Raw genomic sequence first — 12330 nt, 5'->3', positions numbered from 1 at the left:
CTCAGTCGACAACCTCAATGCCCATATTTCTTGCAGTTCCCTCGATTATCTTCATAGCGGCTTCGAGAGTACGGGCATTAAGGTCTGGCATCTTGACTTTGGCTATTTCCTCGACCTGAGCTCTGGTAATCTTTCCGACTTTTACCTTGTTCGGGACTCCAGAGCCCTTCTGGACACCTGCTGCTTTCTTTATAAGAAAACTCGCAGGTGGAGTCTTGAGTATGAAGGAGAAGGATCTGTCACCATAAACGGTGATAACGACCGGGAAGACCATTCCGGGTTTGTCAGCTGTTGCAGCGTTGAACTGCTTACAAAAGCCCATGATATTCACACCATGTTGACCGAGGGCCGGCCCAACAGGTGGTGCCGGTGTGGCTTTACCGGCTTCAAGCTGGAGCTTAATCTGAGCTAAAACTTTCTTCGCCATAGTTCTACCTCCTTGTGGTAATCGGAGCTTTGCTCCTCCCACTGGTTTTATGGTTAAACAATTTTTTCTATCTCCGACAACTTGAGCATTACGGGTGTTTCTCTACCAAAAATGCTGACAACGACTTTAACTTCCTGCCTTTCGGGGTTTATTTCAGTGATCTTACCGACAAAATCTTCGAAAGGCCCAGAATTTATCCTAACCATCTCGTTCAGCTCAAAGTCGACTTCCACTCTAATCTTCGTCGCTTTCTCTTCGTATTGTTCGAGGCCGACGAGTTTGAGAAGAGCGTGGACTTCTTTTCTCTTCAGTTCCATCGGTTGTCCACCGACAGAAACAAAGTTAACCACATTGGGAGTACTCTTTACGATATTCCACGTTTCGTCGTTCATTATCATCTCGATAAAAATATACCCAGGATAGAGCCTTGATTTTGTGATCCTGTATATTTTCAGTTCCTTACGACCTGGAAACTCTGAAATCTCTGCTCTGCCATCTATTCTAGAATTTGTGACTTTTCTACCCGCGATCAGGTGACCTCGTTTGAGTTGCGCACCTCTTCGTATGACTTTCGGATCATAGGTATTCGGATAGACCATATAGACATCTTCATCACCATTTTCGCGTTCGACAACAATCCTTTTCATCTTTTCTGTAAAAACAATTCTTCCATCAAGCTCACAAAAATACTCTCCATGCTTCGTGAGAGGCATTCCCTGTCTTATTCTCGCGCCTGGTCTGATACCTGTTTCAATCTTGGCACTCTCTGGTACATAATAAGTCTTCGTAAATTTCCTGTCTATTGTTTCTATAAAAATGATTCTGTAACTTTTTATTTCTTTTATAACTCCATCGTTCTTCGCATGAATTTCAGGGGCTTCAATAACAGGGTCTCCCTTCTTTATGTCCTGATTGGGCTTCACCAGAATCCTGGAGTTATCAAAAACAATATGACGCTCCGCTGGAGCGGAGCTTCTATCGAGTTTTACTTCTTCCGGAACAAGTATTTTCCCAAATAAATGCTGAACTCCAAAAGAATTTATCTTCGCTTCAAGCGCTTCTTTTATGGAGTTCTCCAAACCGGAATAAGTCTGGATTATATACCACTTTTTACGCACTACAAATCACCACTACGGATTACATGCCACCGGTAAGGGCAGCAAGGGCATTGCGTATCACATTGGTGAACAGGATATCAAGCAATCCCAGGAAGGCACCACTGACGAGTAGAACAAAAACAACCGCACCCGTCGTGGAAACGAGCTGTTTCTTGTTAGGCCAAGTTACCTTTTTAACTTCATAGCGGACTTCAGAGAGGAACTTCCAGAATTTAGCCTGCGCCATTTAATCTCCTCCCAACGATAGTAGAGCCAACTCTACTTAGATTCCTTGTGAAGCGTATGTTTCCTACACTTAGGACAGTATTTGTTCGTGTCGAGTTTGTATTTCTTCTGTCTGTTCTTAAAGCGGTAGTAATTCCTCGTACCACACTCTGAACACTTGAGAGTAACGAGTATCTTGTTACCTTTTGTTTTCCTAGCCATCGTGTCACCCCATCACTAAACAAAATTAATGGTGGTAAGGGGTGGGTTCGAACCACCGTAGGCGTTCCGCCAGCGGATTTACAGTCCGCCCCCTTTGACCACTCGGGCACCTTACCACCGATACTCGTGTGGAGCCAACGAAGGGACTCGAACCCCCAACCTGCTGATTACAAGTCAGCCGCTCTACCAGTTGAGCTACGTTGGCCCGACAGTCGATAATTATTATAACCGCACTTCCTAAGGCTGTCAAGGCTATAGGGCCCATAAATTTTTAATTAAGGAAAATTTCAACTGTTTGAAAGCAACTGCCGGGCTATTATGGTAACCAACTCCAGTGCCAGTACATCTTTCGCGGCTTTCCTAAGATGTTCTACACTACCATCTTTGAAATATACAGTCACCTCGTTCTCATCGGATTCAAAGGCTATGTCGTTGCGGGATATGTCATTACATACGATGGCGTCGAGGGACTTCCTTGAAAGCTTTTCCCGGGCCCGCGCTTCTATATCTCTGTCTTCAGCACAGAAACCTATCACAATCTGTCCCGGCTTCTTCTTCATTGTCATCAGTATATCTCTTGTTCTCTCAAGAGTTATTGTCATCTCACCGGGATGCTTTTTTAACTTGTTTGGAAACACATCAATAGGTCTGTAGTCTGCAACGGCTGCGGTCATAACGACGAGTTTTGAACCGGGCAGATATTCATCTACAGCATTCGCCATTTCCGCAGCGGATTCCACCCGGACAATTTCAACGCCTGCAGGAGCTAAAAGCGTGGTTGGCCCCGTAATAAGAGTGACCTCCGCTCCAAAGTATCTCAGTGCTCTTGCGATGGCGTACCCCATTTTCCCGGAAGAGCGGTTGGTTATGAATCGTACATTATCAATCTTCTCCCTCGTAGGACCGGCAGTTACCAGCGCTTTGATTCCCTGCAACGATTTCTCGGCGATAAGGTAAGATATTTCTTCCATTATGAGTGAATTGTCTGGATATCTCCCTTTTCCAACTTCGCCACAGGCCAGTTGTCCGGCTTCTGGCTCAAGGACGTGCCAACCTTTTGATTTGAGTTCCTTGATATTTTCCACCGTTGAAATATTTTCATACATTCTTGTATTCATTGTTGGAACAAGCAGTTTTGGTTTATCAGTATAGGCAAGGGCTGTCGCCAGGAGTAAGTTGTCAGCTATGCCGACATTGAGTTTCGCCATTGTGTTCGCCGTTGCAGGAGCTATTATGAACAGTTCTGCCCATCGGGATAGATCGGTGTGGGGGATGAACCCTTCCTTGACATCGAAAAGATCGGAATAGACGGGACAGTTACCAACGGCCGAAAAAACTGAACCCGAAACCATTTTCTCGGCTTCAGGTGTAAGGATTACTTTCAGTTGTGCTCCAGTTTTTCGCAGTTTGCTCAATAGATCAACAGCTTTGTAAATGGCGATTCCACCGGAAACTCCAAGTAGTACCTTCTTTTCCTGAAGCAACGCCTTCATTATTTCACCTTTGGTGTAAGGATTTTGAGCATTTCTTCGTTTCTTATTCTTATCTTGCCGTCTTCAAGCTCTTTCATGGCCACGGTTATTTTATCACCGGCTTTTTTCACAGTCTCTGGATCGAGTTTCGGGCGACCAAAGTCCTCCAGTTCCTCCGCACGTCGGGCCACCGCGATGGGAACAGCGTATTTGTGTTTCACCCGTTTCATTATTTTTCCATAATTGACTATCACTCTAATCACACTCCCCTGAGAATTTCTTCCATTCCCATGTGGTCCTTTATTCTATCAATTTTTAACTGCTCTGCTATTATCACAGCTTCAAGTTGTCTTACCGACTCTTTTACACTTCTATTAACAATAAGGTATTGAAAATCGATTATATGGGAAAATTCCCAGCGTGCGTCTTTCAACCTTCTCTTCAGATCCCTTTCGCTTTCTGTTCCACGTGAGATCAATCGTTTCTTGAGTTCTTCAAAGGAAGGGGGAGAAATAAAAATCGTGGCTACTTCCGGCATCCTTTTCATTACCGCAAGAGCACCCTGAACATCTATATCGAGTATCAGATTAATACCCCGTTCCAATTTTTCTGTAATGAACGCTTTTGAAGTACCATAAAGGTATCCGTGTACCTCTGCCCACTCAAGAAACTCATCAGCGTTTATCAGGTCCTTGAATTCCTCTTCAGTAACAAAAAAATAGTCCTCTCCATGTTTTTCACCGGGTCTCTTTGGTCGTGTTGTGTAAGAGATGGAAAATTCAAGATTGGGTATCTTTCTAAGCACTTCCTTTAGAATAGAGGTTTTCCCGGCTCCCGAAGGACCACTTACAACAAAGATTGTTCCTCTCATTCTGCCAGACTTCTCCCTGCATCACGTATTTCCTTCAGCAATTCTTCAATGTCGGTGAAAGCTTGCATGAATCTGGAAGCAATCGTTTCAGGCTGGATGGCGCTCAGAATGATGTGATTGCTGTCTGTTATAACGATGGCCCTTGTCTTTCTGCCATATGTAGCATCGATGAGTTTCCCCTCTTCTTTCGCAACCTCTTTCAACCTCTTCAAGGGCGCAGATTCTGGATTGACAATTGCGATAACACGATCTCCAATGATCACGTTACCAAATCCAACATTGATAAGCCCGTACACAAAACACACCTCCTACTCGATATTTTGAACCTGTTCTCTTATTTTGTTGACCAACGTTCTGCCCTCTATTGAAAGGGATGTTATTTCAGCTTTCTTGGACTTTGCTGCGATAGTGGAAAGTTCCCTGTGCATCTCCTGACAGAGGAAGTCAAGTTGAACACCACATTCTTTTTCGCTTTTCATCAAATTTTTAAAAGAATCTATGTGAGATTCAAGTCTAACGATTTCTTCAGATATGTCGGCTTTCTCAGCAAGAAATGCGACTTCCTGTTCCAGTCTGCTGGGATCGACTTCAGTTTGCAGGACCTCCGAAATCCTCCTTTTCAGTAATTCGCGGTAGTATTCGAGCAGACCTTCTGTCCGGGTATTCAACTCCTTAGCAATAGTCTTGAGTCTCTGAAGATATGAAACCAAGGCTTTTGCAAGATTTTCTCCTTCTCTTTCACGATCTTCATTCAGTTTGTTAACAGCTTCATCCAAAGCAATTTTCAAACAATTCCATATCTTGTCATTTACAGAAGGAGAGAGTCTATATTTCAAAACATCTTTCATCTTGCTCAGGGTGTCGAGAGATATCCTGTCAGGAATTCGGAACCTATCAGCAAGCTCGTTTAGCGCGTCATAATAAGCAGAAGCAATCCCAAGATCCGGTCTAATGATATCACCTACGCTTTCGTTGAAATATATTTCGACGTATGCACGTACTGTCCCCCTTCGAAGCTTTTCACGAAGATACCGGGAGGCTTTTACTTCTATTTCACTAAATCCACCACTGATATACACCTCGAGATTGAGGTACTTTGCGTTAACACTCTTCAACTCTACAGAGCAAGCAATAGTCTCACATTCCGCCTCAGCTCTGGCGAATCCTGTCATACTACGAATCATAAAAACACCCCATGTCTGATTATAATCAACTACAGTCAATTATACCCGTTGAAGCTCAAAATTTCAAAAAAGAAACGATTTCTTTCAGTTTATTAATGAAATCTTTAACTTCAGCTTCGGTAGTATATCTTGACATGCTCACTCTTATTGCAGATTCAGCAACTTCTTCCGGGACTTTCATAGCCTTTAGTACATACTGACCGCCATCACTGCGCGAAGAACAGGCAGAAGATGTACCAACACAGATCCCCTCTTCTGAAAGAGCGTTGACCAACGTCTCGCCCTTTATTCCAGGAATAGAGATGTTTATAGTGTTGGAAATGGATCGATCAAGTGGCGTGTTAATGACACCGCCGAGTTTGAGTACACTCTTCGCTATCATCTCTCTCAATTCTTTGAGTTTTCTTTCGGTGGCAGAAAGCTTTTCGATAGCCCTTTCCAGCGCTATCGCTGTTCCCACTATTCCCGGTACGTTCTGCGTGGAAGAGCGCATTCCTCGTTCCTGTCCGCCCCCAGTGAGTAACGGACGCAATGGTGTCCCCCGTCTTACATAAAGAATACCCACACCTTTTGGCCCATGAAATTTGTGGGCACTAAAAGAAGCAAAATCGCAAAAAGTCTCAAAGTCAAACTTGAGTTTTCCAATAGTCTGGACCGCGTCGATGAGGTAGAAAATATCTTTTCCTTCTAAAAATTTCCCCACTTCAACATATGGCTGTATTGCACCGGTCACGTTGTTAACAGCCATCAGTGATACAAGATAAGTATCTTCATCAACGTGTTCGATTACCTTCTCTGCTGGTATTACTCCTCTGCTATCAGGTTCAACATATACCACTTCAATTCCGTATGTGTTCTGGAGATCTTTAAGTGTATTCAATACCGCTTTGTGTTCGATAGCACTTGTCACAACCTTTTTTCTCTTTCTTCGAAAAGCAGTAGCTGATCTTAAAGCCCAGTTAATCGATTCCGTTGCACTGCCGGTGAAATAAATCTCGCGTGGATCGGCTTTGAGCAACCCGGCAATTTTTTCGCGGCTCTCTTCCATAGCCCTATTAGCCTCAAGGCCCATGGAGTGTATGGAATTGGGATTCGCGTATTTTTCACGATAGAACTCATACATCACCTCACCGGCATATTCATCAAGCATTGTGGTGGCGTTGTTATCAAGATATATCATTTGCACCATCTCCCTTGATCAATTTCTGAAACTCGGTTTCGGTAATGATCTTCACGCCTGCTTTCTTTGCTTTTTCGAGTTTAGAACCAGGATTTTCACCAACGATAAGCAAATCTGTTCTCTTCGAAACACTCGAAGACACCTCTCCTCCAAGCGCTGTTATCAAATCATGAATTTCTTTACGGGTATAATTCTTCAAAACCCCTGTCACAACCACCTTCTTCCCGGCAAGGATGCCTTTGACTTCCTTTTTGGGTTCTTCAGTATTTACATATGCTTTTAACTCCTTCAGCTCTTCTTCTATCTCATCGTTATGGAAAAAGGCATATATGTTTTCTGCAAGTTCTTTACCAACACCTTGAACCTCGAGAAGCTCGTTTACTCCAGCTTTTTCAAGGGCTTCGAGGGTTACAAAATGCCTGGCGAGATCGTAGGCTAATTTCTTACCTACACCGGGAATTCCCAGTCCTACTAGGAGCTTGCTCAGCGGATTCTTTTTGCTTTTTTCAATTTCCTTGAGTAGATTTGAAATTGTTTTATCGCCAACACCGCTTCCGAGCTGTGCCAGGTCAAATGGAGTCAGTTTGTAGAGATCGGAAAACTTCTTCACCAGGCCGGTGGATATGAGTCTCGTGATCATTTTTCCGCCAAGACCGCGAATGTCCATGGCATCGCGTGATACAAAAAGCATGAGTCTTCTCTCCAGTTTTGCAGGGCAGGTGGGATTCATGCATCGCAAAGCCACTTCCTCTTCTTTCAATTTACCCACGATTTCTCCACAAACGGGACATTCGGTTGGAGGCTCAATTGTTTTCTCCTCACCCGTACGGAGCTCGATAATCGGCTTAATTATCTGAGGAATTATCTCTCCGGCTTTTTCCAGTATCACCTGATCACCGATCCTGATATCTTTTTCTTTTATATAATCGAAGTTGTGAAGTGTGGCGCGTTTGACGACAGTCCCGGCCAGAGTAACTGGTTCCAATTCTGCAACTGGAGTGATCACACCAGTTCGTCCAACCTGAAAAGTAACGTCAAGCAACTTTGTTCTGGCCTGTTCAGCTGGAAATTTAAAGGCGATCGCCCATCTTGGGCTTTTAGCGGTATAACCGAGTTCTTCCTGTTGATGTATAGAATTAACTTTGATAACTGCCCCATCAACAGCATAATTGAGCGAGTGCTTATCCTGTTGCCAGCGTTTCCAGTATTCGATGATTTCCATTGCATCACCGACTAATTTTGCATTGGGCTCTGTTTTTAACCCTATTTCCTTCATGAAATCCAACACTTCCCACTGGGTTTCCAACCTGTATTTGTAGGGATCAACTATCTGGTAAAAAAAAGCATCGAGATTTCTTCTCGCTACTTCTTTGGGATCTAGCTGTCTCAATGTGCCTGCAGCGGCATTTCGGGGATTAGCGAAGAGAGGGAGTCCCTCTTCACTCCTCTCGTCATTTATTGACTTGAACTCACTTTTGGGAAGGAACACTTCCCCTCTGATTTCAATATCTAGGGGATTTCTCAATTTCAAAGGTATCGACTTTATGGTCTTTACGTTTGCGGTAACATCTTCTCCGACGATTCCATCGCCACGAGTGGCAGCCAGCACAAGTATTCCGGACTCATAACGCAGACTAATGGAAAGACCATCTATCTTCAGTTCACATACATACTCCAATGATTCAACACCAAGGAGGCGTTTCACTCTCCTATCGAATTCAAGGATTTCTTCTTCAGAGTAGGTGTTGTCCAGGCTATATAGCCTTACAGAGTGTCTTACCTCTTTGAAGCCATCGAGGGGTTTAGCTCCGACCCTCTGCGTCGGAGAATCGGGTGTAATGAGTTCGGGGTATTTCTTTTCAAGGTTCATTAGTTCTTTAAGCATCATATCATATTCATGATCAGTGATTATAGGATCATTCAGAATATAATATCTGTAAGAATGATAGTTCAATTCTTCCCGGAGTTTCTTAACCCTTTCGATCGCTTCATGCGGTACCTTACCCACATTCATCCCTCCCCGACCAGAAGCACAACGGCGACCGCGTATTCACTATCATGAGATATACTTACAAGCAGCTCAACAGCCCCTACAAGCCTCTTCGTCTCCTCGGAGGGAATTGGAGATCCATCAGCAGCCATCAGGAACTGGAGACTCTTTAGTTCAAGGTCTTTCTTGTTCAAGGCCTTTATGAGTGCTTCTTTAGCTGCAAACCTACCAGCAGCGAATTCTCTGCGTCGCTTTTCGCTATTGAAGGAATTAAAGATTTTCAGCTCTTCGCTGCCAAGTATTCTCTCTATCACATTATCATTCAAACGGCTGATCTTAACAATATCCGTGCCGAGTTTGAAAGAAGCCACAACATTCACACCTCAATCACAGTAACACCATGTCCGCCTTCTTTTGGTGTACCAATTCTGAAACGCTTCACGGACCTATTTCGTCTCAAATATTGCCAAACCGCCTCAGCAAGCCTTCCCGTGCCTTTACCGTGAATGATATAGCCTCTGGTTCGACCAGATCTGGTCAGTGAATCCAGAAAATCATCGAGAACGAAGGGGACATCTTCAGTAGTCATACCTCTTATGTCTACTTCATCGCTGAATGCCTTCTCGCTCGAGGCCAACGAATAACTGAACTTATTTGCTTCTTCCTTGTTTTCAACTTTTTCAAGCCTTTTAACAGGGGCTTCGAGTGATAATTTCCCCGCTTCCAACAAAGCCTTGCCTTCTTTTATGGAAACGACCCTTGCTATCACACCTGTCTCAGCTATTTTCACGCTATCTCCCGGCTTAACGGCTGTATCACTGCGGGGAGTGTGATCAGGTATAGTACGCAACATCGATTTTACCCTGTACAGGTCTTTAACGGCTTTTACCCTATCCAGCTCTTTGCCCGAGCGAGCCAGGTTTATCGCTTTCTCCATTTCCTTAATAGAGGCGTTCAACTTTTCTTCCAGCTTCCTGAGTTCTTCATCAATTTCACCAAGCCTTTTTTTCTTTATTTTCTCAAGACGCTCGCTGTATTCTTTCTTAAGGGCATTCAGCTTCTGCCTTTCCTGGATGAGTTCTCTCTTAACAATCTCGATTTTTGAACGTTCTCTGTGTAATTCGCTAATTAAATTCTCAAACCGCGAGGATTCATCTGACATGTACTTCCTCGCCTTAGCAAGAACTTCAAACGAGAGGCCAAGGCGACGTGAAATCTCCAGGGCATTGGAACTACCAGGTATGCCCATTATGAGATGGTAAGTGGGTTTTAACGTATCCACGTCGAATTCTACACTGGCATTCATAACTTCAGGCTTATTCAATGCATACACTTTTAGGGGACTCAAATGGGTGCTCACAACTGCCTTTACTCTTTTATTCAGAAGTGCATCTATGATCGCCATCGACAAAGCCGCTCCTTCTACCGGGTCGGTGCCGGCCCCCAGTTCATCCAGTAGCACGAGAGAGTCTTCATTACAATCGTCTATTATTCCGATTATCTTCGACATATGTGATGAAAACGTGCTCAGACTCTGTTCTATCGACTGCTCATCGCCAATGTCAACATATACAGCGTTGAATTTGGGAATCTTCGAAGATTCATCTGCAAGAACGGGAAGGCCGCTTAAGGCCATAAGTACACAAAGGCCTATGGTTTTTAATGCCACCGTTTTTCCGCCTGTGTTTGGCCCGGTTATAACAACTGCTCCCACTTCTTCAGGCATTGTGAAGTCTATGGGAACGACCTTGTCATCATCAATCAAGGGATGTCTGGCCTTCAACAGCGCCATGTTTTTATCGTTTACAGGAAAAACGAAACTCCCCCGGTGCCTTTTTGCGTAAATAACCGAAGCGTAACTTATATCGAGTTCAGATATTATACTAAAATTAGCCTTTAGTCGCTCTATCAGTCCAATAAATTTTGTCGTCAGGTCTCTTAATATCCGGCGAACCTCTTCCTCTTCTGAAGATTTCAACATCCGTAACCTGTTATTCAAGGGTATTAATTCCTTCGGCTCAAAATAAACCGTAGCACCGCTGCTGGAACTGCCATGGATGATTCCCTCGTATAGAGCTTTTCTGCTAGCTATAAGTGGGAGTACATATCGTCCCTCTCTGGTGAGTATAACGGAATCAGTGAGTTCATTGCGGTATGTTGAAACTATGGACTCCAGCTTTGATCGCAGTCCTCTATTCAGTTGTCTCAATTCATTTCTAATTTCTCTTAACAATGGGCTTGCATTGTCAACGACATCTCCTTCATCGTTAAGGGCCTTCTCAACAGCGTTGATGAAACTCTTTTCGCAGTTAAGAGGACTGAGAAGTTGCCAGAGCTTCGGAACTCTTTCCGTATGCTTAGAAAAGAAGTCCCTGATGCGACATATTGCCATGAGTGTCTGGCTCGCCTTTTTCAACTGAGTTCCGTTCAAAATTACCCCGCCAAGAGCTTGTTGTATTTCTTCTCTGAGGTCATGAATGCCGTACAATGGTGGTTCACCGAATCTTAAGATCAATTCGTACAGCTCTCTGCTACGTTCAAGTCTTGAATGATATTCGGTGCCAAATGGATGCAGAGTGTTTAGAGCCTCTTTTCCATATTCAGTAAAACAATAGTGAGCTATTTTGCTCAGTACTTTATCAAACTCTATTACTCTTTTCAATTCAGTTAATTTTTGTGAAGACATCCTTTGCACTTACCTTTCTGATTATTAGTGGCATGAGTTTTTTTCTGTTTTTTTTGTCATAAAAAGAAAGCCCCGCGTAAAACGCGACCATTGCCACAAAGGCAGCGAGGGCGGAAATGGGCTCCGAAAACTCCAAACTTACCATCACCAGTAATACTGTGATAAATACCGTGAGGGGGATCCCATACAACAAAAGAGCGAGTTTCGTAGCCGAAAAGTTGGGGACTTCGATCTCCACGAAATCACCAGGTGACACGTTGACACCGTTTTTCAACGCCTTAATCTCCATTTCTTGTGAAGTTACTCCCGCCGAGCAAGACTCCTTTATCGAGCAACTTGCACAGGCTTCAGCCCTATCTTTTCTCAGCAGGACATAATCTTCTTTTATGTCCTTAACAACGGCAAATTCTCTCATAAAATCACTCCTCAGAAAGTGTAGTTGACTCCAAGCATCAAGCTCCACAAACTTTGAGGGATTTTATCTCCAAAAAGTTCAACTTCAAGACTTCCGCCAATGAATACATCCGCACTATTGAACCTAATATAAATTCTCGGACAAACAGCGGCAAACCATCCCAACTTTGAAAAATTGAGCCAGAGAAAGCCAATGCGTTTGGATACTCTGAAACCTATGCTGGATATTAACTGTGTATCAAAAACAGAACTGTAAAAACCTTTTATTATAATGGGTAGATTTTCCAGAAACTCTGGTGCGGAAGAAGGTTCGATAATGCCAACACCAATTCCTACCTCGGTGGATATCTTCCCCTCCTGGTTATTATTGTATACCATCAAAAGACCATCGTATTTCAACACAGGAAATTGGTTTCCTGGTATAGAATTGAAATGAAACCCTTCGAAGCCGATAGAAAATTGCCCATAAACCGTGACGACAAATAATAGAGTCAAAGAAAAAAGGAGCTTTTTCATTGGTTCACCTCCTAAGAAATTATATCATCAAAGTTCTGGGGGTGCT

The 12330-nt window shown here is 43.6% G+C and carries 15 protein-coding genes and 2 tRNA genes; all 17 read right to left on the bottom strand.

The window, feature by feature from the left end; translation table 11 throughout:
• Nucleotide 1: 1 nt before the first annotated feature.
• Nucleotides 2-427 carry a 50S ribosomal protein L11 gene (gene rplK, locus IX53_RS09050; protein WP_047755078.1) on the bottom strand — a complete coding sequence of 142 codons (426 nt, stop codon included), beginning with the start codon at nucleotides 425-427 and terminating at the stop codon, nucleotides 2-4.
• Nucleotides 428-480: 53 nt separating this feature from the next.
• Nucleotides 481-1545: a transcription termination/antitermination protein NusG gene (nusG, locus tag IX53_RS09045; RefSeq protein WP_047755077.1), complete on the bottom strand. Its 1065-nt coding sequence runs from the start codon at nucleotides 1543-1545 to the stop codon at nucleotides 481-483.
• A gap of 19 nt (nucleotides 1546-1564) precedes the next feature.
• Nucleotides 1565-1771: a preprotein translocase subunit SecE gene (gene secE, locus IX53_RS09040; RefSeq protein WP_047755076.1), complete on the bottom strand. Its 207-nt coding sequence runs from the start codon at nucleotides 1769-1771 to the stop codon at nucleotides 1565-1567.
• 32 nt (nucleotides 1772-1803) lie between these two features.
• A complete protein-coding gene (rpmG, locus tag IX53_RS10810) occupies nucleotides 1804-1971 on the bottom strand; it encodes a 50S ribosomal protein L33 (RefSeq protein ID WP_082128544.1) in 168 nt (55 codons plus the stop codon).
• Between the two features lie 29 nt (nucleotides 1972-2000).
• Nucleotides 2001-2087: transfer RNA gene (locus IX53_RS09035), tRNA-Tyr, on the bottom strand.
• 13 nt (nucleotides 2088-2100) lie between these two features.
• Nucleotides 2101-2176 (bottom strand) — tRNA-Thr (locus IX53_RS09030).
• A gap of 82 nt (nucleotides 2177-2258) precedes the next feature.
• On the bottom strand, nucleotides 2259-3464 hold the full coding sequence (coaBC, locus tag IX53_RS09025) for a bifunctional phosphopantothenoylcysteine decarboxylase/phosphopantothenate--cysteine ligase CoaBC (protein ID WP_047755075.1): 1206 nt from the start codon (nucleotides 3462-3464) through the stop codon (nucleotides 2259-2261).
• A complete protein-coding gene (locus IX53_RS09020; RefSeq protein WP_245612716.1) occupies nucleotides 3464-3706 on the bottom strand; it encodes a DNA-directed RNA polymerase subunit omega in 243 nt (80 codons plus the stop codon). The genes coaBC and IX53_RS09020 overlap by 1 nt, the downstream gene beginning before the upstream one ends.
• Nucleotides 3703-4314, bottom strand: a complete 612-nt coding sequence (gene gmk / locus IX53_RS09015; protein WP_047755073.1) for a guanylate kinase — start codon at nucleotides 4312-4314, stop codon at nucleotides 3703-3705. The genes IX53_RS09020 and gmk overlap by 4 nt, the downstream gene beginning before the upstream one ends.
• Nucleotides 4311-4610, bottom strand: a complete 300-nt coding sequence (locus IX53_RS09010; protein WP_047755072.1) for a DUF370 domain-containing protein — start codon at nucleotides 4608-4610, stop codon at nucleotides 4311-4313. Before IX53_RS09010 ends, gmk begins: the two co-directional genes overlap by 4 nt.
• Before the next feature lie 12 nt (nucleotides 4611-4622).
• A complete protein-coding gene (locus IX53_RS09005; protein WP_047755071.1) occupies nucleotides 4623-5498 on the bottom strand; it encodes a YicC/YloC family endoribonuclease in 876 nt (291 codons plus the stop codon).
• A gap of 55 nt (nucleotides 5499-5553) precedes the next feature.
• The gene (locus tag IX53_RS09000; RefSeq protein ID WP_047755070.1) at nucleotides 5554-6678 is read right to left on the bottom strand and encodes a cysteine desulfurase family protein; all 1125 of its coding nucleotides are present in this window, start codon (nucleotides 6676-6678) and stop codon (nucleotides 5554-5556) included.
• Complete coding sequence (ligA, locus tag IX53_RS08995) at nucleotides 6665-8692, bottom strand: NAD-dependent DNA ligase LigA (protein WP_047755069.1); 2028 nt, start codon at nucleotides 8690-8692, stop codon at nucleotides 6665-6667. Before ligA ends, IX53_RS09000 begins: the two co-directional genes overlap by 14 nt.
• Nucleotides 8689-9039, bottom strand: a complete 351-nt coding sequence (locus IX53_RS08990) for a holo-ACP synthase (protein WP_047755068.1) — start codon at nucleotides 9037-9039, stop codon at nucleotides 8689-8691. Before IX53_RS08990 ends, ligA begins: the two co-directional genes overlap by 4 nt.
• 5 nt (nucleotides 9040-9044) lie before the next feature.
• On the bottom strand, nucleotides 9045-11330 hold the full coding sequence (locus IX53_RS08985) for an endonuclease MutS2 (RefSeq protein ID WP_245612714.1): 2286 nt from the start codon (nucleotides 11328-11330) through the stop codon (nucleotides 9045-9047).
• Between the two features lies 1 nt (nucleotide 11331).
• Nucleotides 11332-11769 carry a SoxR reducing system RseC family protein gene (locus tag IX53_RS08980; RefSeq protein ID WP_047755066.1) on the bottom strand — a complete coding sequence of 146 codons (438 nt, stop codon included), beginning with the start codon at nucleotides 11767-11769 and terminating at the stop codon, nucleotides 11332-11334.
• A gap of 11 nt (nucleotides 11770-11780) precedes the next feature.
• Entirely contained in the window at nucleotides 11781-12284 is a 504-nt protein-coding gene (locus tag IX53_RS08975; RefSeq protein WP_047755065.1) for a hypothetical protein, read from the bottom strand.
• Between the last annotated feature and the right edge of the window lie 46 nt (nucleotides 12285-12330).

This window comes from Kosmotoga pacifica (assembly GCF_001027025.1).
Classification (GTDB): domain Bacteria; phylum Thermotogota; class Thermotogae; order Petrotogales; family Kosmotogaceae; genus Kosmotoga_B; species Kosmotoga_B pacifica.
Note: the sequence above shows the minus strand (reverse complement) of the source record. Positions and strands in the feature narration are given on the sequence as shown.